This is a genomic window from Kribbella sp. CA-253562 (assembly GCF_050942265.1).
In the GTDB taxonomy this organism is placed as follows: domain Bacteria; phylum Actinomycetota; class Actinomycetes; order Propionibacteriales; family Kribbellaceae; genus Kribbella.
In genome coordinates, this window is sequence record NZ_CP192049.1 from 1,928,276 (window position 1) to 1,947,800 (window position 19,525).

Annotated in this window: 21 protein-coding genes; 9 read left to right on the forward strand and 12 right to left on the reverse strand. The window is 69.1% G+C overall.

What is annotated here, in order from left to right; translation table 11 throughout:
* Positions 1 to 116 precede the first annotated feature (116 nt).
* The gene (locus ACQPXM_RS09355) at positions 117 to 968 is read left to right on the forward strand and encodes a helix-turn-helix transcriptional regulator (RefSeq protein WP_432946858.1); all 852 of its coding nucleotides are present in this window, start codon (positions 117 to 119) and stop codon (positions 966 to 968) included.
* A gap of 47 nt (positions 969 to 1,015) precedes the next feature.
* Here the strand turns inward: ACQPXM_RS09355 and ACQPXM_RS09360 are convergent, their stop codons facing one another.
* From ACQPXM_RS09360 to ACQPXM_RS09375, 4 genes are all read right to left on the reverse strand, one after another.
* Positions 1,016 to 1,960 carry a right-handed parallel beta-helix repeat-containing protein gene (locus ACQPXM_RS09360; protein ID WP_432946860.1) on the reverse strand — a complete coding sequence of 315 codons (945 nt, stop codon included), beginning with the start codon at positions 1,958 to 1,960 and terminating at the stop codon, positions 1,016 to 1,018.
* Positions 1,957 to 3,402 (reverse strand): PQQ-dependent sugar dehydrogenase, encoded by a 1,446-nt coding sequence (locus tag ACQPXM_RS09365; RefSeq protein ID WP_432946862.1) that lies wholly within the window; start codon positions 3,400 to 3,402, stop codon positions 1,957 to 1,959. Before ACQPXM_RS09365 ends, ACQPXM_RS09360 begins: the two co-directional genes overlap by 4 nt.
* A gap of 88 nt (positions 3,403 to 3,490) precedes the next feature.
* Positions 3,491 to 4,918: a cellulase family glycosylhydrolase gene (locus tag ACQPXM_RS09370; protein ID WP_432946864.1), complete on the reverse strand. Its 1,428-nt coding sequence runs from the start codon at positions 4,916 to 4,918 to the stop codon at positions 3,491 to 3,493.
* A gap of 171 nt (positions 4,919 to 5,089) precedes the next feature.
* Entirely contained in the window at positions 5,090 to 5,998 is a 909-nt protein-coding gene (locus ACQPXM_RS09375) for a LysR family transcriptional regulator (RefSeq protein ID WP_432946866.1), read from the reverse strand.
* A gap of 73 nt (positions 5,999 to 6,071) precedes the next feature.
* Here ACQPXM_RS09375 and ACQPXM_RS09380 point away from each other — a divergent pair, with 73 nt between their 5' ends.
* Positions 6,072 to 6,974 (forward strand): EamA family transporter, encoded by a 903-nt coding sequence (locus ACQPXM_RS09380; RefSeq protein WP_432946868.1) that lies wholly within the window; start codon positions 6,072 to 6,074, stop codon positions 6,972 to 6,974.
* On the opposite strand, the gene ACQPXM_RS09385 is transcribed toward ACQPXM_RS09380, so the two are convergent.
* The 3 genes from ACQPXM_RS09385 to ACQPXM_RS09395 are packed head-to-tail and all read right to left on the reverse strand — an operon-like array spanning position 6,946 to position 9,277.
* The gene (locus ACQPXM_RS09385) at positions 6,946 to 7,497 is read right to left on the reverse strand and encodes an NADAR family protein (RefSeq protein WP_432946870.1); all 552 of its coding nucleotides are present in this window, start codon (positions 7,495 to 7,497) and stop codon (positions 6,946 to 6,948) included. The two genes, ACQPXM_RS09380 and ACQPXM_RS09385, sit on opposite strands and share 29 nt — an antisense overlap.
* On the reverse strand, positions 7,494 to 8,198 hold the full coding sequence (locus ACQPXM_RS09390; RefSeq protein WP_432946872.1) for a TIGR03943 family putative permease subunit: 705 nt from the start codon (positions 8,196 to 8,198) through the stop codon (positions 7,494 to 7,496). The genes ACQPXM_RS09385 and ACQPXM_RS09390 overlap by 4 nt, the downstream gene beginning before the upstream one ends.
* Positions 8,195 to 9,277: a permease gene (locus ACQPXM_RS09395; protein ID WP_432946874.1), complete on the reverse strand. Its 1,083-nt coding sequence runs from the start codon at positions 9,275 to 9,277 to the stop codon at positions 8,195 to 8,197. The genes ACQPXM_RS09390 and ACQPXM_RS09395 overlap by 4 nt, the downstream gene beginning before the upstream one ends.
* A 165-nt stretch (positions 9,278 to 9,442) precedes the next feature.
* On the opposite strand from ACQPXM_RS09395, the gene ACQPXM_RS09400 reads away from it, so the two are divergent.
* Both ACQPXM_RS09400 and ACQPXM_RS09405 read left to right on the forward strand, forming a co-directional pair.
* The gene (locus tag ACQPXM_RS09400; protein WP_432946876.1) at positions 9,443 to 10,624 is read left to right on the forward strand and encodes a serpin family protein; all 1,182 of its coding nucleotides are present in this window, start codon (positions 9,443 to 9,445) and stop codon (positions 10,622 to 10,624) included.
* Between the two features lie 20 nt (positions 10,625 to 10,644).
* A complete protein-coding gene (locus ACQPXM_RS09405; RefSeq protein ID WP_432946878.1) occupies positions 10,645 to 11,298 on the forward strand; it encodes a class I SAM-dependent methyltransferase in 654 nt (217 codons plus the stop codon).
* A 7-nt stretch (positions 11,299 to 11,305) separates the two neighbouring features.
* On the opposite strand, the gene ACQPXM_RS09410 is transcribed toward ACQPXM_RS09405, so the two are convergent.
* Both ACQPXM_RS09410 and ACQPXM_RS09415 read right to left on the reverse strand, forming a co-directional pair.
* Positions 11,306 to 11,842, reverse strand: a complete 537-nt coding sequence (locus tag ACQPXM_RS09410) for a TetR/AcrR family transcriptional regulator (RefSeq protein WP_432946880.1) — start codon at positions 11,840 to 11,842, stop codon at positions 11,306 to 11,308.
* Entirely contained in the window at positions 11,839 to 12,255 is a 417-nt protein-coding gene (locus ACQPXM_RS09415) for an SRPBCC family protein (protein WP_432946882.1), read from the reverse strand. Before ACQPXM_RS09415 ends, ACQPXM_RS09410 begins: the two co-directional genes overlap by 4 nt.
* Positions 12,256 to 12,391: 136 nt before the next feature.
* Here ACQPXM_RS09415 and ACQPXM_RS09420 point away from each other — a divergent pair, with 136 nt between their 5' ends.
* The 5 genes from ACQPXM_RS09420 to ACQPXM_RS09440 all read left to right on the forward strand — a co-directional run bounded on the left by ACQPXM_RS09420 (position 12,392) and on the right by ACQPXM_RS09440 (position 16,737).
* Entirely contained in the window at positions 12,392 to 12,586 is a 195-nt protein-coding gene (locus tag ACQPXM_RS09420; RefSeq protein WP_432946884.1) for a hypothetical protein, read from the forward strand.
* Between the two features lie 8 nt (positions 12,587 to 12,594).
* A complete protein-coding gene (locus ACQPXM_RS09425) occupies positions 12,595 to 13,263 on the forward strand; it encodes a PhzF family phenazine biosynthesis protein (protein ID WP_432946886.1) in 669 nt (222 codons plus the stop codon).
* Between the two features lie 198 nt (positions 13,264 to 13,461).
* Positions 13,462 to 14,301, forward strand: a complete 840-nt coding sequence (locus ACQPXM_RS09430; protein ID WP_432946888.1) for a nitrilase-related carbon-nitrogen hydrolase — start codon at positions 13,462 to 13,464, stop codon at positions 14,299 to 14,301.
* 24 nt (positions 14,302 to 14,325) lie between these two features.
* Positions 14,326 to 15,732 (forward strand): dihydropyrimidinase, encoded by a 1,407-nt coding sequence (hydA, locus tag ACQPXM_RS09435; RefSeq protein WP_432946890.1) that lies wholly within the window; start codon positions 14,326 to 14,328, stop codon positions 15,730 to 15,732.
* A 12-nt stretch (positions 15,733 to 15,744) separates the two neighbouring features.
* Entirely contained in the window at positions 15,745 to 16,737 is a 993-nt protein-coding gene (locus ACQPXM_RS09440; protein ID WP_432946892.1) for a TIGR03842 family LLM class F420-dependent oxidoreductase, read from the forward strand.
* A 121-nt stretch (positions 16,738 to 16,858) separates the two neighbouring features.
* Here the strand turns inward: ACQPXM_RS09440 and ACQPXM_RS09445 are convergent, their stop codons facing one another.
* Genes ACQPXM_RS09445 through ACQPXM_RS09455 form a run of 3 tightly spaced genes read right to left on the reverse strand, consistent with a single transcriptional unit; the run spans position 16,859 to position 19,525 of the window.
* Positions 16,859 to 17,278 (reverse strand): cytidine deaminase family protein, encoded by a 420-nt coding sequence (locus ACQPXM_RS09445; RefSeq protein WP_432946894.1) that lies wholly within the window; start codon positions 17,276 to 17,278, stop codon positions 16,859 to 16,861.
* 5 nt (positions 17,279 to 17,283) lie between these two features.
* A complete protein-coding gene (locus tag ACQPXM_RS09450; protein ID WP_432946896.1) occupies positions 17,284 to 18,654 on the reverse strand; it encodes an FAD-binding oxidoreductase in 1,371 nt (456 codons plus the stop codon).
* A gap of 22 nt (positions 18,655 to 18,676) precedes the next feature.
* Positions 18,677 to 19,525 (reverse strand): carbohydrate ABC transporter permease, encoded by an 849-nt coding sequence (locus tag ACQPXM_RS09455; protein WP_432946898.1) that lies wholly within the window; start codon positions 19,523 to 19,525, stop codon positions 18,677 to 18,679.

The window sequence follows — 19,525 nt, forward strand, 5'->3', positions numbered from 1 at the left end:
CAGCCTGCGCTGCACCGGATCCAGGTAGTGAGAGCCTGGTTATCCTAGTACTCACACCACCTGGCACCGGCCTTCCGTGGACCCGCGAGCTCGACCACGATGGAGGGGTGAGCGTCGTGACCAGTCTGCCAGTCAGCCGTCAGAGCGGCCCGGACGAGCGCCGCCGCGAGCTGGCGGCCTTCCTGCGCAGCCGCCGGGAGCGGCTCCAGCCCGAGGAGGTCGGCTTCGCACCGGGCGGCCGACGCCGTACGCCGGGCCTGCGGCGCGAGGAGGTCGCGCAGCTCGCCGGGGTCGGTGTCACCTGGTACACCTGGCTCGAGCAGGGCCGCGACATCAACGTGTCCGCCCAGGTGGTCGAGGCGATCGCCCGGACGCTTCGGCTGGACCGGCTGGAGCGCAACCACCTCTACACCCTGGCCGGGTTGCCGCTGGGGCCGGTTAGCGCCGAGTGCGTCGGTCTGCCGCCGTCGGTGCAGCGCATGCTCGACAACGCCTCGCCGTACCCGGGACTGGTGCTGAACGCCCGGTACGACGTCCTGGCCTTCAACGACGCGTACTGCAAGATCATGCTCGACCTGACCCAGATCCCGGTCGAGGAGCGCAACGTGCTCTGGCTGACCTTCGTCACCCAGCAGTGGCAGTGCTCGTTCAGGGACTCCGAGTCGATCAAGCTGCACATGGTGGCCGGCTACCGGGCCGCCTCCGCCGATCACCTGGGCGAACCCAGCTGGCAGGAGCTGACGCAGCGGCTGCTGGCCGAGTCGCCGGAGTTCACCGACCTGTGGAACCGGTACGACGTCGCCGCGCCGAGCAACAACGTCAAGGTGATCGACCACCCGCGGGTTGGCCGGCTCCGGATCGAGCCGGTGAACATGTGGCTCACCCGGCTCGGCAGCGCACGGGCCACCATCTACACCGCGGTCGACGACGAGTCCGAGGCGAAGTTCCGGCGGCTGCTCGAGGACTGAGAGCCGGATGGCCGGCGGCATCCAAGGCGCCGCCGGCCATCTGGGGATCAGCTGATCGGGATGCCCGGGTTCGCCAGGCCCTTGCCGCCGACCACGGTGTTGCTGCGATCGATCGTGACCTTGCAGCTCGACGCGTTGTAATTCGTGATGTAAAACGCGTATCGCCCGCTGCCGGTGGCGCCGGTCAGGTCCGACCGGTTGTTGCGGAAGACGGTCCCGCAGCCCCACCCGGACTGCTGGGTGTGGGTCTCGAAACCGTTGTTGGTGGTGTTCTTGCCGGTGTTGTTCTCGATCAGATAGTTGTTGCCTTTGACATCGACCCAGCTGTCGTCGTAGTTCGCGCCGGTCAGCCCGCGGCCGTCGAAGGAGTTGCCGGCCACCCGGCCGCCGGTGGTGCCCTCCTTCAGGTCGATCGCCTCGCCGCCGACGTCGGGGCCGATCGTGTTGTCGAGGATCTGAACGAAATCGGACTTGTCCGACGTACCGCCGGCGCTGCCGACGTACACGCCCTCGCCCATGCCCCGGCCGTCGTTGCCGGTGTCGTAGATCGTGGAGTTGCGGATCGTGCCGTACGTGCTGGAGTTGCGGAAGTGCACGCCTTCCATGTCCAGGCCGTGCACGGTGACACCGTCGATCACCACCCGGGTCGCGGAGTCGATCATGATGCCCTTCTGGCCGCCGGTGACCGTGATGCCCTTGACCTGCCAGTACGACGCGCCGTTCAGGTGCAGGCCGTAGCCGCCACCCGCGGTGAGCACGGCCCGAGCGCTGCCGACGAGGGTGATCGGCGCGCTCGACGTACCGTCGACGGTGGTCTTGAAGTTGCCGGTGTAGGTGCCGTCGGCAAGCTTGATGGTGTCGCCGGGCTTGGCGCTGGTGAGCGCGGTCTTCAGTTGGGCGGCGGTGCGGACGTCGATCGTGGCCGCTTCGGCCGGACCGGCGACGAGGCCGGCGGCGACCACACCCAGGGTGAGGAGCAGTGCGGTTCTCACTGGATCACCGACCTGAGCAGCTTGTCGCCGGTGGTGTTGGAGGTGCTGATCCAGATCGCGTTCGCGCCCGGAACCTTGACCACCGATCGAAGCCGGCCGAACGTGCTGGTGAAGTACGCCTGGGTCGCGCCGGCGCTCTCGCCGTTGAGCTCGACCCGCCACAGCCGCTGGCCGCGCAGCGCCGCGACGTACGCCGTGTCGTTGACAATCGCGAGGCTGCTCGGTGAGGCCTCGGCCGTCGTCCAGGTGCGTTTGGGGTTGTCCATGCCGGGCGTGCTGCAGGTGCCCTGGCAGATCGGCCAGCCGTAGTTGTGGCCACTGACGATCAGGTTGAGCTCGTCGAACTGGGTGTCACCGAGCTCGGCGGACCACATCCGGCCGGCCGAGTCCCAAGCCAGGCCCTGCGGGTTGCGATGGCCCTTGCTGTAGACCAGGGTGCCGAAGGGGTTTCCCGGCGCGGGCTGGCCGCTGGTGGTGAAGCGCAGGATCTTGCCGTTGAGCGAGTTGTTGTCCTGCGAGGTGGCGGTGTCCTGGGCGTCGCCGGTGCCGGCGTACAGGTAGCCGTCCGGGCCGAACTTGAGCTGGCCGCCGTTGTGGAAGGTGTTGCTGCGGATGCCCGACACGACCACCGTCCGGTTGGACAAGGTGTTGCCGTCGAAGTTCATCCGGACGATCCGGTTCTGGGTCTGACCGTTGTCGTTGGAGGTGTGGAACAGGTAGACCGCCTGGTCGGTGGTGCCGTTCCAGGTCGGCGAGACCGCGATTCCCATCAGGCCGCCCTCACCGTTGGTGGTGACGGAGTTCGGCACGGTGCCGACCGTGGTGCGGGTGCCGTCCAGCGTGACCCGGGAGACCCGAAAACTGTTCCGCTCGGTCATCAGGGCGGATTGACCGTCGGGCAGGAACGAGGTGGCCCAGGGCAATGACAGGCCGGTGACCAGTTCGGTCGGCTGCTGGGGTACGCCGCGCACCGGAGCCGGCGCGGTGTCGACGTCGACGGCGTCCAGGTTGGGCAGACCGGCGGCGGTGGCGGCGGTGGCACGGATGGTGTTGGTGCCGGCCGCCAGGTTGACCGTGATCACCCGGTCCTGCCACGTGGTCCACGCTCCGGTGCCGGCGAACGACAGGTTGTCGGAGACCAGCGTGCCGTTGACCGTGATGTCGGCGGCGCGGTTGGCCGTCGTACCGTTGGCGAACCGAAACGAGACTCTGGCCTGGCCCGCGGCCGGGACCGGGACGCTCCACTGGACGTAGCTGCCGGCGACGTTGTCGCCGTTGACGAAGCCGGTGCCGGTGAAGCCGGCGTGGTTCGACTCGACCACGCCCTGAGAGATCGTGGCCGATTCTGCCTGGTAGCGGACCGGAGCGGCGGCCGCCTGGGTCGCGGGGACCAAAGCCGCGACGAGCAGGACAGGTACTGCTGTTCGGAGCAGGCGTCCCATGAGTTGCTTCCTTTCGAGGGGGCGGTGAGGAGACTCAGGGGAGAACCCGGGCCGGTCCTGGGGGCGTCAGGACCGGCCCGGGCGCACTTCAGCTGGTCGGGAAGTCGTCGGCGGAACGGATCCGGTCGCGGATCCAGACCCCGGCCGGCTTCAGGACCGACGTACCGGTGAAGGAGTTGCCGGCGCAGGTGCCCTGCTTGAACACCGCGCCGGAGCGGAAGTCGTCGGAGAAGTTCCAGTTGGTCCAGCCGATCTTCTTGCTGGCCAGGAAGTCCAGGTACTTCTGCGAGTTGACGAAGTCGTTGGTGCCGTCGCCGCTGGCGGTCTGGGTGCCGAACTCGGTGACGAACAGCGGGATCCGGTCAGCGGCCCGCGACAACGCGTTGAAGTACTCGGTGTAGTGCGACGCGGCGTAGAAGTGGAACGTGTACATGAAGTTCGTCGCATTGATCGGGTTGTTGATGATGTCGGCCTCGGACCGGCCGTCGGAGACGCCGAGCGACCCCCAGCCATGGGTGCCGACGAACACGACACCGTCGGGGTCCTTGGCCCGGATGACGGGAATCATCTGCTCGGCGTAGGACTTGATCGCGGCCCAGGAGACGTTGTTCGGCTCGTTGGCGATGTCGTAGATGATGTTGGTCTTGTTCTTGTGCCGGTCGGCGATCTCGGTGAAGAACGTCTTGGCCCGGGACAGGTTCGCGTTCGGGTCACCCGGCGTCAGCTGGTGCCAGTCGACCAGGGCGTACATGCCACGCCGGGTGGCCTCCTCGATGTAGCCGTGCACCATGTCGGTGAAGCGGCGCGGGTCGGTCTCGTAGCCGCCCTCCTGGATGTACATCGAGATCCGCAGCACGTCGGCGTTCCAGTCGGTCGCCAGGGCGTCCAGCGAAGCGGTCTTCACACACTGGCTGAACCACTGGATCCCGTGCGTGCTCATCCCGCGCAGCTGGATCGGCTTGCCGTACTGGTTGCACAGCTTCACACCGCAGACCCGGAGCTGGCCGTTGATCGCGACCGGCGTCGCGGCGGCGTTGACCGTGTCGACGGTCAGCGAGTCGGCGTTCGGGCCGCCGTCGGCGATCACCGAGCTGGTCCGGATCTTGTTGGTGCCGGCCACCAGGTTCGCCGTCGTGGTGACGGTCTGGTACGACGTCCAGGCGCCGGTGCCGGGGAAACCGAGGTCGTTGGCGGCCAGCGACCCGTTCACCGTGACGTCCATCGGCCGGTTGGTGGTGGTGCCGTTGGCGTACCGGAAGGCCAGCGAGTACGGGCCGGCCGAGGGCACGGTCACGGTGTACTCGAGCGAACTGGTGCTGACGTTGTCGAAGTTGACGAACCCGGAACCGGTGAAACCGGTGTGGTTGGACTCGACGACGCCCTGGGAGATGGCGGCGTTCTCGGACTCGTAGCGGACGGGAGCGGCCGAACTCGTGGTCGCTGTGGTGGTGACCAGGGCGGTGGCGGCCAGCGTGGCACTGGAAACCAGTGCTGACCAGCGGCGGGTACGCGTCATCGCGGATTGCCTCCTACTTCGCCGGGGGCGGTGGACGGAGTGGGGACTGCATCGGAACCTAATAGGAAGGTTTCCTAACGGTTGCCGGGAACTTAGCGAGGATGCCGACCGCTGTCAATCGGTCGCGAAGCGTGATGCCGGGTTCGGCGGCAGGAGTTCCGTCCAGGCGGCTCAAGCGGTGTCGCGGTCCCGCCAGGCGGTCTTCAGGGCGGCGAGCGCGACCGCGACGGCGGGCCGGCGGGCGGTCGCCGTCCGCCAGACGGCGTACAGGCGACGGCTCGGCGCGGGCTGCAGCGGGATCGCTGTGACGCCGCCGGGCAACGGACCACGGCCGAGGCGGGGGATCATGCCGATTCCGATTCCGCGGTTCAGCATCGCGATCTGGGTCTGGTACTCGGCGACCGAGTAGGCGACGATCGGCTCGACCCCCGCCTTGCTCATGGTCCGGACCAGCCAGTCGTGGCAGATCGTGCCGGGTGGCTGGCAGATCCAGCGCTCGCCGACGAGATCGGTGGCCCGAACGGACTCCTTGCCGGCCAGGCGGTGATCGACTGGGACGAGTACGTCGGCGGGATCCGTGCCGAGCTTCGCCCGGGACAGGTCGTCGGTCAGCGTGAGTGGAGTGTTGTGCCAGTCGTGGACGACGGCGACGTGGACCTCGCCGCGTTGCACAGCGGCGACCGCGTCGAACGGGTCCATTTCGACCACCCGGACGTCGAGCGCCGGGTTGTCGTCGATCAGGTGCGGCAGAGCCGCGGGGAGCAGTCCTCGGGCCGCGGTGGGGAAGGCGGCGATGACCAGTTCGCCGATCGCCTGGCCGCGTTGTTCTTCGAGCTTGAGCTCAGCGCTCTCGACGAGCTCGAGGACCTTGGAGGCGGTGGCCGCCAGTTCCTGTGCGGCGTCGGTGAGTACGACGCCGCGTCCGCGCTTCTCCAGCAGGGTCGTCCGGGTCTCGCGCTCCAGCTTGGCGAGCTGCTGGGAGATCGCCGAGGGGGTGTAACCGAGCGCGTCGGCCGCGCTGCCGACCGATCCGTACAGCGCGACGGCGTGCAGGGCGCGAAGCCGGCCGAGATCGATCATGTAGCACTCCTACATCGTGAGCCATAGCAATCTGTGCTGGTTCTTAACTGTACTTCGCCGGAGACTGAGGGACATGAATCCCCGTCACGTGCTGCTCGCGCTCGCCGTCGTCCTGGTCTGGGGCATCAACTTCGTGGTCATCGAATTCGGTCTCGAGGACTTCCCGCCGTTGCTGTTCTCGGCGTTGCGCTTCTTGCTCGCGGCGGTGCCGGCGATTTTCGTGCTCGGTCGTCCACGCGTCGCCTGGCGGTACGTGATCGCCGTCGGCCTCGCGCTGGGCGTGGCGAAGTTCGGACTGTTGTTCGTGGCGATGGATCACGGCGTACCGGCTGGACTGGCCTCGCTGGTGCTGCAGTCGCAGGTGATCTTCACGGTGCTCTTCGCGGTACTGGTACTGCGGGAGCGGCCGCGGCGCATGCAGCTCTTCGGTATCGGCGTTGCGTGCGCCGGCCTCCTGTTGATCGTCCTGGACCGGGGGCTGGCTTCACCGCTCGGCGCACTGCTCCTAGTCATCGCGGCCGGCGCCTGCTGGGGTGTGTCGAACACCGTGACCCGGCACGCGAAGCCGCAGGACATGCTGCGCTTCATGGTCTGGGTCAGCGCCGTCGCCGTCCTGCCGTTGACCGTTCTGTCGCTGCTGGTTGAAGGTCCGCGCGCTGACCTCGAAGCTCTGCGGGGCATCGACCTCGGCGGTGCCGCCGCCCTGCTCTACCTCGCGGGGGCCGCAACCCTGTTCGGCTTCGGCGTCTGGGGCTACCTGCTCGGCGTGTACGACGCGAGCACCGTCGCGCCGTTCTCGCTGCTGGTGCCGGTCGTCGGCATGGCCGCCGCCTGGATCCTGCGGGGCGAAGCCGTGGGCCTGCAGCAGGCGATCGCCGCCGTACTGATCATGGGCGGGATGGCGTGCACGGTGATCCGGCCCCGAGGGAAGGCGCCTGAACGGGTGGTCAGCGCAGTTGTTCGCGAACCCGCATGAGCGCGAAGCCGAGGAGGTTGAGGCCGCGCCACTGGGCGGGGTTCTCGGCGCGGTCGTCGGTGGCAGCCAGGCCGATGCCCCAGATGCGGTCGAGCGGGCTGGCCTCGACCAGGACGCGCTCGCCGGTGCCGAGCAGGTAGTCGCGCAGGGCGTCGTTCTGCTCGAATTTGTGGATGTTGCCCTCGACAACCAGGTCGAAGCGGTGTTCCTGCCAGGTCTCGGTGTCGAACCCGCTGACCTGCCGGCCGAGCGCCTTCGCCTGCTGCGGGTGGGATGCGGCGACGATGCGCTGCTCGGCCTCGAAATCGCCGAACAGCCGCGCCTTGCCGGCCATCATCCAGTGCTCGGCGGTCGGGTAGCGCACGCCGTCCACCGTGAACGGCGCGTGGAACCACTGGCTCAGGCAGCTCGCGTCGACCTGCCCGTCGCGCCGCGGGGTGTCGCCCCAGAAGAAGACGTACGTGTACCGCTGCTCGCGGGACAGGCCGTCGAGCAGGTCGGCGGTGGACAGCGGGGTCGTCATTCGTACGGGTTGGCCGGTGCGGCCACGGGCTTGATCTCGGAGACGGTCAGCGCGGCGACGTCGCCGTCGGCGCGCTTGGTCGGCTCGGCCCACTCGCCGGTGACGGTGACCCACTGGTTCTTCGGCGGTGCCGCCTGGCCGCGGGCCTCGACCATGAACGCCGTACCGTCGGCGACGCAGCAGGTCAGGCCGATCCGGGACACGTACCAGCTGCCGTTCTTGCCGGGCGTGACGAAGCCGGTGAGCTGGAAGTCGCGGCCCTTCATGCTCTCCTTCTCCCAGACGGCCCACACGGCGTAGTCCCGCACGGCCAACGGCACCGGCGCGTTGCCCTGCGCGCTGTTGGCGAGCCACGAATTGCCCTTCGGTGCCACCGGTTTGGCCGCGACCGGGGACTGGCGCTGGGCCGCGTCGGCGCCGAGGGCGGGCGGGTCGACGACCAGCAGCGCGAAGACCGGGATCAGCATCAGCCAGGCGGCGCGGGGCAGTCCGTGGTGGTTGTGGCCGTCGTCGGCGTGTTCTTTGCCGCGGGTGTCGGCCAGGACGTCGGCGACGGCCAGCAGGATCAGGATGACGCCGGCCGCGAGCAGCATCCAGCGCATGCCGGGCTTCACGTACCGCAGGTAGGTGTTGGAGATCGCGAGCTGGACGATCGCCGCACCGACGAAAACGACGACGAGACCTGCGACGTTGCGCTTCACAGCAACCACCATCCGACTCCGAGACTGGCGCCGATGGCCACCACGAAGGTGGCCGGCGCGAACCGTACGGCGAACTTCGGCCCGAACGTCCCGGCCTGCAACGCGATCAGCTTCACGTCGACGATCGGCCCGACCACCATGAACGCGAGCCGCGCGGTCAGCGAGAACTGCGTCAGGCTCGCCGCGACGAACGCGTCCGCCTCCGAGCAGATCGCCAGCAGCACCGCGAGCAGGCCGAGGACGACGACCGAGAGCAGCAGGTTGCTCGCAACGTGGTCGAGCCATTCGCGCGGGACCACCACGTTGAGCGTGGCCGCCGCGGCGGCTCCGATCACCAGGAAGCCGCCGGCGTGCAGGAAGTCGTGCAGCATCGACGAGCGGAAGACCTCCAGCTTGCCGGTGCCTTCGGCGTGCCGGCTCTTCGGCATCCGCAGCCAGGAGCTGCCCTTGCCGGTCAGCAGCCACAGCCAGCCGAGCGCCATGCTCACCCCGAGCGACGTGAGGGCTCTCGCCACGACGACCTTCGGCTGACCGGGGAACGCGACCGCGGTCGACGCCAGGACGACGGGGTTGATCGCCGGGGCGGAGAGCAGGAACGCGATCGCCGCGGCGGGGGTGACGCCGCGGCTCATCAGCGCGGCCGACACCGGGACCGAGGCGCACTCGCAGCCGGGCAGGATCACGCCGGACGCGCTCGCGACCGGGACCGCGAGGGCCGGATGCTTCGGCAGGGCCTTCGCGAAGAACGAGGCGGGCACGAACGCGGTCAGCGCGGCCGACAGCAGGACGCCGAGCACGAGGAAGGGCAGAGCCTGGACGGTGACGCCGACGAACATCGTCGCCCAGGTCCGGACGCCGTCGTCGGTGAACAACCCGGCGAAGAGCTTGCGGCCGAACAGGGCGAGCCCGACCAGCACGACCAGCGTGATCGTGAAGGCGATCGACGAGCTCGCGGGCTCCTTCTCGCGGTCCGTTCCGGGCGGCTCCGAAGACGCGGGTGGTGGACCTGGCGGGGTCGCGGGATCGCCCGGGGCGACGGGAGTTTTCGTCGCCTCGGCGGAGTCGGCAGGCGTACTCATGGGCGGCATCCTGACACAGCAGGGTGCACGGGATCGACTACGCGCGGTGTCTGTTAATGAAAATCACCGTCGTTCCGCAAAATACTGGCCGGTGCCTGGAAAGTGCTCGAGGAGTGCGTGGTGAGTTCCTGTTGGGGCTCGTAGCGGCATGGCAGGGTGGAACGCATGGATGCCAACGTCGTCACCGCGGTCAACAGCCTCACCTCACGCTGGGCGCGTACCCTCGCCCCGGACAACACCGTGATCTCCGGCCTGGGCCTGTGGCCGCTGCTCGCGCTCCTGGCGACTGCCGCCGACGAACCAGGCCGCTCCGAGCTGGCCGCGGCCGCGGACGTCGACGCCTCCACCGCCGCTCGTGACGCGGTGGACCTGATCCACACGCTGGACGAGTCGGCCGACCTGCACGCCGCCCTGGGGGTCTGGGTCTCCGACCAGCTCAAGCTCAGCGAGTCCTTCGACACAGTGCTGCCCACAGAGCTCACGGGCACCCTGACCGGCGACCCGTCCGCCGACAAGGCGAAGCTCGACGCCTGGGCGGCGCAACACACCGACAACCTGATCCGCGAGATGCCGCTCGAGGTCAGCCCGGATCTGGCCGTCGTGTTGGCATCCGCCCTGTCCCTGCGGACCACGTGGACTCGCCCGTTCCGCGAGCAGATCAAACGCGTCCCGACCGGCCCGTGGTCCGGCAACTGGCACTGGCTCGACCGCACCGATCCCGATCTCGACACCGTCCGCGTGTACGACGACCCGGTGGCAGGTCCGCTCACGGTCGTCACGGTCCAGGGTGACGCCGACGTCGACGTCCTGCTCGGCATCGGCTCTCCAGAGACTCCGCACAGCGATGTCCTGGCCGCCCTCGTCACCGCCGCTGCCTCACCGGCCTCGGGTCGCCCCGGGTCCATCCTCATCACCCAGGCGGAACCGAGCGAGGCGCTGGCGCCGGCCCTGACGCTCGCCCAGACAACGTCCCCCAAGCCGGACGTCTCCCTGAACCTTCCGTCCTTCAACGTCGCCGCTGACCATGACCTCCTCCCGTTGCACGAGCTCTTCGGCCTCACCACCGTCACCCGCCCGCCCGGGCGCGAAGGCCACTTCTCCGCCATCAGCCCCACTCCACTGGTGGTGAGCCAGGCCAAACAGTCCGTCCTTGCCCGCTTCTACGCCACCGGCTTCGAAGCCGCCGCGGTCACCGCCATGGGCATGATGCGCGCCTCGGTCCCCACGACGCAGTCCCTCCGCCTCGACGTGTCCCTGACCCGGCCGTTCGCCTTCACCGCCGTCCACCGCTCGACCCGTCTCCCCGTGGTCACCGGGTGGATTCAGACCCCCACCGAGCCCGAGTAGCCGGGTCAGCATCCGCCACCATGAGCGCCTCTCTCATCGAGCAACCTGCTGACCTCGACGTGGTGCGGACGTCCTACGACCGCGTCGCCGACAACTACGTCGAGCTGAACCTCGGCGACCTCACGTCCTATCCCTGGTTGCGGACCGCGATCGACGGCTTCGCCGCGGCGGTCAGCGGTCTGGGCCCGGTGCTGGACGTCGGGTGCGGTCCGGGAGACGTGACCGCCTATCTGGCCGAGCGAGGCCTGGAGGTCAGTGGCGTCGACCTGTCGCCGCGGATGATCGAACACGCCCGGCGGCGGTATCCCGGCCTGCGGTTCGAGGTCGCTTCGGCCACCGAGCTGGAGCTGGCCGACGCGTCGTACGGCGGGATTCTCGGCTGGTGGTCGCTGTTCAACCTGCCCCGGCCCGTGCTTCCTGCGGTCATCGAGTCCTTCGCCCGAGCGCTGGTCCCGGGCGGGCACCTGATCATCGCTACTCACCAGGGCGAGGGTGACATCGAGCGGACCGAGGCCTACGGTGCGGTGCCGGTCTCGTGGACGACCCATCTGTGGCAGCCCGACGAGCTCTGGGCGATGCTGGCCGCGGCGGGCCTCGGTCCAGTGGCCGAACTGCGACTGTCCGAGAGCGTGGCTGGGGTTCCCTCGCTGGTGGTGGTGGCGCAGCGGACCTGACAGTTGCCTAGGGCAAGGTGAAGAGCCGGTTCAGCAGCGCGGACGCCTCGTCGACCCCCGCGCGGTCACCGGTGAGCAGCAGGTCGAAGAGCAGCCCACGGGACGCGGCCAAGCCGAGTCGCGCGTACGCCGGCGCCTGGTCGGCGGGGATGCCCGCCTTCACGCAGAGGTCGATCAGCGGCGGGAGCCAGACGTTGATCAGGTCCGCCTTCAACGCCTCCGTGTGGGGGAGGTCCTGCATGGCGTGGGCGGACAGTTCGAAGAAGAGCGGTCCGTAGATCAGCGCCGCTTCGGTGACGCGTCGCCAGAACTGCTCGGCCTGCTGCTCCAGCGGCAGGTCCTCGAGTTCGGCCAGCAGCTCGCGTTGCTGTTGCTCGACCGTGCGCACCACTTCGGCCAGCAGGCCCTCCCGCGAGCCGAAGTGGTAGATCAGCATCCGGTGGCTGGTGCCGATCGATGCGGCGATGCCGCGCAGGCTCGCGTCGCCGATGCCGTTCTTCGCGAAGTGCTCGACGGCGCCGGTGAGCAGCGACTCGCGGCTCACGCCTCGGTGACCTTCTTCAGGCTGGCGGTCTCCTGCGCGATGTACCGCTTGGTCAGGCCGGCGTACAGCTTGCCGAACAGCCAGCCGAGCGGACCCTCCTGGACGACCGACGCGGTCACCACCGTGCCCTCCGGCGTACTGACGACCCGGTGGCCGCCGGTGGTCTTGATGCCGGGGCCGCGTGAGACCCACTCGAAGTACTCGCCGTCCTTGAGTTCCGTCACCTCCCAGACCGCGACCGGGAGCTTGGGCTGGCGGATCCGGGTCCGGGCGCCGACCCGCAGGGCGCCTTCGTCGAGCCGCTCGACCGAGTCGACGGTCGGGGTCCATTCGGGCCAGCGGGCGACGTCGCTGAAGACCGCCCAGACGCGTTCGGCCGGGGCGTTCACGGTGGTGGAGTGTTCGAAGCGCATGTACCAAATGGTACATGCGCGGTGCGTGGCCGTCGATCAGCCGAGCGTCGACACTGTGTGTACGGACGGTAAGAGCCGAGTCAGATCGGCCATCGCGGTGTGCTGACGATCCGGTACCGCCGGTAGGGTCTGCCCCATGGCCGACCAGAACACGAACAACGCCACCGAGAACGAGCAGGACCCGGGGGCCAGCACCCAGATGTTTCGCGCCTTCGTCAACGAGGGCGAGGTGCACGCCGCCGAGGAGCCCAAGCTGAACGGCCGCATGCTGGCCGTCGTCGGTGGCGTCGTGGTGCTGATCGCCGTCGTCGCGGCGATCCTCGTCCTCTGACCCCGCTCGTGGACGTGCACGTCGTCCGGGTCTTCGTCGACTCCGAGGGCGCCTTCGGCAACCCGCTCGGCATCGTCGACGGCGCCCAGGTCCCGCCCGCGGACCGGCAACGCGTCGCCGCGGAGCTGGGCTACAGCGAAACCGTCTTCGTCGACGACCCCGCCGCCGGCCGGATCCAGATCTTCAGCCAGACCGGCGAGATGCCGTTCGCCGGTCACCCCACCGTCGGCGTCGCCTGGTGGCTGCGCACCCAGGGCCACCCGGCCGACGTACTCCACGTCCCCGCCGGTGAAGTCCCCGTGACCCGCACCGGCGACATCACGTCGGTCCGCGCCCACGCCACCTGGGGCAGCACCTTCGAGTGGCACCAGTTGCCGACACCCGAGGACGTCCTCGCCGCAGACCCCACGTCGTACTCAGCCGGCCACACCTTCCTCTGGTCCTGGACCGACGAACCCAGCGGCCGCCTCCGCGCCCGCGTCTTCGCCCCCGCCATGGGCGTACCCGAGGACGAAGCCACCGGCTCAGCCGCCACCCAACTCACCGCCCGCCTCGCCCGAGACCTCCACATCACCCAAGGCGCCGGCTCCGAACTCCTCACCACCAACCTCCCCGACGACTGGACGACCGTGGGTGGCCGAGTCCTCCCGGCCCCGACCCGGAGCCTCAGCTACTGACCGCATGAAGAGCGGCCCGCTCTGGCCCGGCCCACTCTGACGCCGGCCGTGGCCGCGATCTCCCGGGCCGGCACCGACACGGCCCCCGGCGGTCCGACGTGGGCCAACAGGCGCTGAATCCATGCGCCGCCCCGACATCCGTTGACGGCGGGTAGTGATCGGGCGGAGCATGGGTGCTCGGCTAGCGGGAGGTTCGCGATGGCGGAGATCGTGCGGGCGGCGTTGGTGCAGACGACCTGGACCGGGGACCAGGAGTCGATGGTCAAGGCGCACGAGGAGTACGCGCGGCAGGCGGCGGCGGCCGGGGCGAAGGTGATCTGCTTCCAGGAGCTGTTCTACGGGCCGTACTTCTGTCAGGTGCAGGATCCGGAGTTCTACTCCTACGCCGAGAGTGTGCCGGGGCCGACCGTCGAGCGGTTCCAGGCGCTGGCGCGGGAGCTCGGGATGGTGATGGTGCTGCCGGTGTACGAGCAGGAGCAGCCGGGCGTGCTGTACAACACGGCCGCCGTGATCGATGCTGACGGCAAGTACCTGGGCAAGTACCGGAAGAACCACATTCCGCAGGTGAAGGGGTTCTGGGAGAAGTTCTACTTCCGGCCGGGCAATCTCGGGTATCCGGTGTTCGACACCGCGGTGGGGCGGATCGGCGTGTACATCTGCTACGACCGGCACTTCCCCGAAGGGTGGCGCGCGCTCGGGCTGGCGGGGGCCAAGATCGTGTTCAACCCCTCGGCGACCAGCCGCGGCCTGTCGGCGTACCTGTGGCAGCTGGAGCAGCCCGCCTCCGCGGTCGCCAACGAGTACTTCATCGGCGCGATCAACCGGGTCGGCGTCGAGGAACTCGGCGACAACGACTTCTACGGTACGTCGTACTTCGTCGACCCCGAGGGCAAGTTCGTCGGGGACGTCGGGCACGACCACGACCCGGAGCTGATCATCCGGGACCTCGATCTCGGGCTGCTCGACACCGTGCGGGAACGCTGGCAGTTCTACCGGGACCGCCGGCCGGACGCCTATGGGGACCTGACCAAGCCGTAACCGCAGACCGAAGGAGCGCCGCGCATGTCGTTGCTGGTCAAAGGTGGAACGGTGGTGGGCCCGACCGGCGCCCACCCGGCCGACGTGCTGATCGCCGGCGAGAAGATCGCCGCGGTGTTCGATCCGGAGCACAGCGCGCAGGTCGCCGCGGACGAGGTGATCGATGCTTCCGGCAAGTACGTGATCCCGGGCGGGATCGACGCGCACACGCACATGGAGCTGCCGTTCGGCGGTACGGCGGCCAGCGACACCTTCGACACCGGGACCCGGGCCGCGGCCTGGGGCGGTACGACCACGATCATCGACTTCGCCGTCCAGCGTACCGGTGAGGTGGTCCAGGACGGGCTGGCCGCCTGGCACAGCAAGGCCCAGGGTAACTGTCACGTCGACTACGCGTTCCACATGATCCTCGGCGGCGTCGACGACGACGCGCTGAAGGCGATGGACCAGCTCGTCAGCGACGAGGGCATCACCAGCTTCAAGCTGTTCATGGCCTATCCCGGCGTCTTCTACTCCGACGACGGACAGATCCTGCGCGCGATGCAGACCGCGCGGGCCAACGGCGCGATGGTGATGATGCACGCCGAGAACGGGATCGCGATCGACGTCCTGGTCCAGCAGGCGCTGGCCCGCGGCGAGACCGATCCGCTGTACCACGGGCTGACCCGGCCGCCCGCGCTGGAGACCGAAGCAACAAGTCGTGCGATCGCGCTCGCCGAGGTCGCGCAGGACTGCCCGCTCTACATCGTCCACCTGTCGGCCAGCGGCGCGCTCGAAGCCGTGGCCGCGGCGCGGGACAAGGGCCGCAACGTCTTCGCCGAGACCTGCCCGCAGTACCTGTACCTGACGCTGGAGGACCAGCTCGGCGCGCCCGGCTTCGAAGGCGCGAAGTGGGTCTGTTCGACTCCGTTGCGCAGCAAGCACGAGTCGCACGCGCGCGACCTGTGGAAAGGGCTGCGCAGCAACGATCTCGCGATCGTGTCGACCGACCACTGCCCGTTCTGCTTCAAGGACCAAAAGGAGCTCGGCCGCGGCGACTTCTCCAAGATCCCGAACGGCATCGGTGGCGTCGAGCACCGGGTGGACCTGGTCTACCAGGGCGTGGTCGACGGTCAGCTGTCGCTGGAGCGCTGGGTGGAGACGATCGCGACGACGCCGGCCCGGATGTTCGGGCTGTACCCGCGCAAGGGCGTGATCCAGCCCGGCGCGGACGGCGACGTCGTGGTCTACGACCCGAACGGCCTCACCCGGATCAGTGCCGAGACCCACCACATGAACATGGACCACTCCGCCTACGAGGGGTTCGAGGTGAGGGGACATGTCGACACGGTGATCTCGCGCGGCACGGTGATCGTGGCCGACGGCAACTACCATGGCCGGAAGGGACACGGGCGGTACCTGCGGCGCGGACTGTCGTCGTACCTGGTCTGAAGGGGGAAACCGGTGGACTTCGGAGTGGTGTTCCAGTGCGATCCGCCGGCCTCGGCGGTGGTGGAGCTCGCGGTCGAGGCCGAGCGGGCCGGCTTCAGCCACGTCTGGACGTTCGACTCGCACCTGCTGTGGCAGGAGCCGTTCGTGATCTACCCGCAGATCCTGGCCGCCACCGAGCGCGTTTTGGTCGGGCCGATGGTGACGAATCCGGGCACGCGGGACTGGACCGTGATCGCGTCCCAGTTCGCGACGCTGAACGAGCTGTTCGGGAACCGGACGATCTGCGGGATCGGGCGGGGCGACTCCGCGCTGCGCACGCTCGGCGCGAAGCCGGGCACGATCGCGGAGCTGAAGCAGTGCGTCGAGGTGGTGCGCGAGCTGGCGTGCGGGCGGACGGTCGAGTACCGCGGGCAGCAGCTGAAGTTCGCCTGGGTCGACAACGGCGCGCTGGAGGTCTGGGTTGCGGCATACGGGCCGAAGGCGCTGGCGGCGACCGGGCAGGTCGGCGACGGGTACATCCTGCAGCTGGCCGATCCGGACATCGCGGCCTGGATGATCTCCGCCGTACGGCGTGCCGCCGAGGACGCGGGGCGGGACCCGGCCGCGATCAAGTTCTGCGTGGCGGCGCCGGCGTACGTGGGGGAGGACCTGGCGCACCAGCGCGACCAGACCCGGTGGTTCGGCGGGATGGTCGGCAACCATGTGGCCGACATCGTGGCGCGGTACGGCGAGAACGCGACGGTGCCCGCGGCGCTGACCGAGTACATCAAGGGCCGGCAGGGGTACGACTACGCCGAGCACGGGCGGGCCGGCAACAGTCACACGAGCTTCGTGCCCGACGAAGTGGTCGACCGGTTCTGCCTTCTCGGACCGGTCGAGAACCACCTGGCCAGACTGCGCGAGCTGGAGGCGCTGGGCGTCGATCAGTTCGCGATCTACCTGCAGCACGACGCGAAGCGGGAGACACTCGAGGCGTACGGGCGGGAGATCATCCCGGTGCTGTGAACGTCCACCACCGACCAAGCAGCCGGCCGGTGGGCTGCTCCCGCCTGGAGACCGTGATGGATGGCGGGTTCGGGCGGCTTGATCGGTGGTGGACGTCGGCCTTGGCGAGCGCGCCGGCGCCTCAGCTCTCGATGGTCGGCGTCCAGCGGTAGGCGCCCGGGAGCAGGTCGGTGGCGACCACGCTGCCGAGGCCGTGCTCGGTGGGCAGGATGACCCGGATGTCCGGGTGGTAGTCGACCAGGATCTGCCGGTCCCGGCCGCACGGGCTGAAGACGCCGCGGCCCTCGTTGCCGACGGCGACGATCGTGGTCAGCTCGCGGGCGCCCTCGGCCCGAGCCCGGCCGAGGGCGACCAGCTCAGCGCACGGGCCGCCGAGAAAGTGGTACAGGTTGATCCCGGCGAACATCCGGCCGTCGGCCGCGCGGACCGCCGCACCCATCGTGTAGATCCCGTCCGGACCGTCGGTGTTGGCGTCGACGGTCCGGCGGGCGAGCTCGATCAGCTCGTGGTCGGCAGCGGTCAATGGGAGCAGATCGAGCACGTGGGTCACCTTTCCGGTGGGCCGTAGGGGAAGACGCCGGCCGGGTCGTAGCTCGAGCGGATCTCGGCGAGGCGCTGGAACGTCTCGGCCGGCCAGCAGGCCTCGTACGCGCCGGGGACGGTGAGGCCCCCGGCGTAGTTGACGTTGTGCTCCGGGGAGATCCACGGCTGCAACGGCGCCAGCAGGGCCTCGGCGGCGGGCGGGAGCACCGAGTCGAAGAGCTTGGGGTCGGGGACGCCGATCATGATGAACGTGTACGCCGCGCCGCGGCCGCCGACGGCGCTGCCCTCGGGGACGTCGCGCGCGACGGCGCCGCCGAGGTGGCGGATCTCGATCGCGACGAACGGAACCTGCTGGTCGGGTCCGGCCGCGCCGAGGAAGGCGGACACGAACTCGGCGTCGAGGTCGGTGAGCAGGTGACCACGGTCCCAGCCGGGACCGGGGTCGCGGGGGTCGTTGTGGATGTCGGCGATCCGCGATGCGGGCATCTCCTGGACGGAGTCGATCAAGGCCGGGGCTGTGTCGCGGATGGGCTGGAACAGTCGCTCGCCCGCTGTGGACGCACCGACGTGAGCGAAGCGGACACTGAGTACGGTTTTGCCCCGCAGCGGTTCCGGGATGAACTCCAACGGCGGCAGCCGCAAGATGATCGCCGACGACGTGGCCGATTCGGGCAGCGTCTTCGTCCAGTCCACCCAGGCGGAGAACACCGGCGCGATCTGGTCCGCGTCGAAGAAGACGGATCCGCCGTACAACGTGCTCAGCTCGACGAGTTCGAATTCCATCGACGTGACGATGCCGAAGCCGCTCTTGCCGCCGCGCAGCGCCCAGAACAGATCCGGGTTCTCCTCGGCCGACGCGGTCCGCACGGTGCCGTCGGCCGTGACCAGGCGGAAGCTGCGGGCCCAGTCCGACGAGAAGCCGAAGGTCCGGGCCAGCGGGCCCAGGCCGCCGCCGGTGACGTAGCCGATGCAGCCGACGTTGTCCGAGGCGCCGGCGATTGGCGCGAGCCCGTGCTCGGACGCCGCGGCGATCACCTCGGCCCAGCGGCATCCGGCTCCGATCCGAGCGATGCGGCGGGAGGCGTCGATGCTCACGCCGCCGAGCCGGCGCGTGGTGACCAGGATGCCGTCGGCAACCGGTACTGCCGACCCGTGGCCGGTGGCAAGGACCCGCACCGGCACACCGGCAGCCGCGGCGATCCGCACCACCGCCGCGGCGTCCTCGTCCGAGGTGATGCCGACGGCAACGTCCGGCGTGTGCCGGACGGCGGTGTTCTGCGCGGCGACCTCGTCGGCGAAGCCGTCGTCGCTGGGCCCGAGGACCGGGCCGGCGGTGATTTCGGCGCGAAGCCGGTCGATCAGTTCTGCGGTCATGCTGGTTTCCCCTCCAAGAGTTTCACTCACTGATCCCCGAACGCTCGACTCCCTCGACGATCCAGCGCTGCAGGAAGACGAACATCACCACCAGCGGCAGGATCGCGACGCAGGCGGCGACAAACAGCTGTGGCAGGTTGATGGTCTGTGCGGTCAGGAACGTCGACAGCGCGATCTGCACCGTCCAGGCGTTCTGGTCCGGCGCGATCACCAGCGGCCACAGGAACGCGTTCCACGAGCCGATGAACGTGATCGTGCCGATCGCGGCGATGAAGCCGGTCGAGTTCGGCACGACGATCCGCCAGAACGTCCCCCAGTACGCCGTACCGTCGAGCTGCGCGGCTTCCTCCAGTTCACGCGGGAAGTTCAGGAAGTACTGCCGGAACAGGAACGTCGCGAAGGCCTGGAACAGCCCGGGCACGATCAGCCCGCGCAGCGTGCTCACCCAGCCGAGCGTGGAGACCAGCACGAAGCTCGGCACGAACGTCACCGCGGCCGGGATCAGCAGCGTCGCGACGATGAAGTAGAACACCGCGTTCGCGTACCGGAACGGGATCCGCGCCAGCCCGTAGCCGGCCAGGCCGGAGATCACCAGGACGCCGACGGTCTGCACCACCGAGATCACCAGCGAATTGATCAGCGACCGGCCGATCGGCACCGTTGGGTCGTTGAAGAGGTCAACGATGTTGCTCCACTGCAGCGACGACGGAAAGAACGTCCAGTCCGGCGACGTGATGTCCTGCTCGGTCGACAGCCCGTTGCGCACCAACAGGTAGAAGGGCAGCAGGAAGAGGACAGCGCCGGCCACCAGTACGACGTACCGGAGGACCGATCCGGCCCGGTCCGCGCGGGACCGCTGGATGGTCGCCAT

Excerpts from the sequence above, each read along its gene's own strand:
- ACQPXM_RS09365 (WP_432946862.1), bottom strand. The coding sequence starts at position 3,402 with ATGGGACGCCTGCTCCGAACAGCAGTACCTGTCCTGCTCGTCGCGGCT.
- ACQPXM_RS09370 (WP_432946864.1), bottom strand. The coding sequence starts at position 4,918 with ATGACGCGTACCCGCCGCTGGTCAGCACTGGTTTCCAGTGCCACGCTG.
- ACQPXM_RS09415 (WP_432946882.1), bottom strand. The coding sequence starts at position 12,255 with ATGCGCTTCGAACACTCCACCACCGTGAACGCCCCGGCCGAACGCGTC.
- ACQPXM_RS09420 (WP_432946884.1), top strand. The coding sequence starts at position 12,392 with ATGGCCGACCAGAACACGAACAACGCCACCGAGAACGAGCAGGACCCG.
- ACQPXM_RS09455 (WP_432946898.1), bottom strand. The coding sequence starts at position 19,525 with ATGGCGACCATCCAGCGGTCCCGCGCGGACCGGGCCGGATCGGTCCTC.
- ACQPXM_RS09430 (WP_432946888.1), top strand. The coding sequence starts at position 13,462 with ATGGCGGAGATCGTGCGGGCGGCGTTGGTGCAGACGACCTGGACCGGG.
- hydA (WP_432946890.1), top strand. The coding sequence starts at position 14,326 with ATGTCGTTGCTGGTCAAAGGTGGAACGGTGGTGGGCCCGACCGGCGCC.
- ACQPXM_RS09375 (WP_432946866.1), bottom strand. The coding sequence starts at position 5,998 with ATGATCGATCTCGGCCGGCTTCGCGCCCTGCACGCCGTCGCGCTGTAC.
- ACQPXM_RS09380 (WP_432946868.1), top strand. The coding sequence starts at position 6,072 with ATGAATCCCCGTCACGTGCTGCTCGCGCTCGCCGTCGTCCTGGTCTGG.
- ACQPXM_RS09400 (WP_432946876.1), top strand. The coding sequence starts at position 9,443 with ATGGATGCCAACGTCGTCACCGCGGTCAACAGCCTCACCTCACGCTGG.
- ACQPXM_RS09385 (WP_432946870.1), bottom strand. The coding sequence starts at position 7,497 with ATGACGACCCCGCTGTCCACCGCCGACCTGCTCGACGGCCTGTCCCGC.
- ACQPXM_RS09395 (WP_432946874.1), bottom strand. The coding sequence starts at position 9,277 with ATGAGTACGCCTGCCGACTCCGCCGAGGCGACGAAAACTCCCGTCGCC.
- ACQPXM_RS09405 (WP_432946878.1), top strand. The coding sequence starts at position 10,645 with ATGAGCGCCTCTCTCATCGAGCAACCTGCTGACCTCGACGTGGTGCGG.
- ACQPXM_RS09450 (WP_432946896.1), bottom strand. The coding sequence starts at position 18,654 with ATGACCGCAGAACTGATCGACCGGCTTCGCGCCGAAATCACCGCCGGC.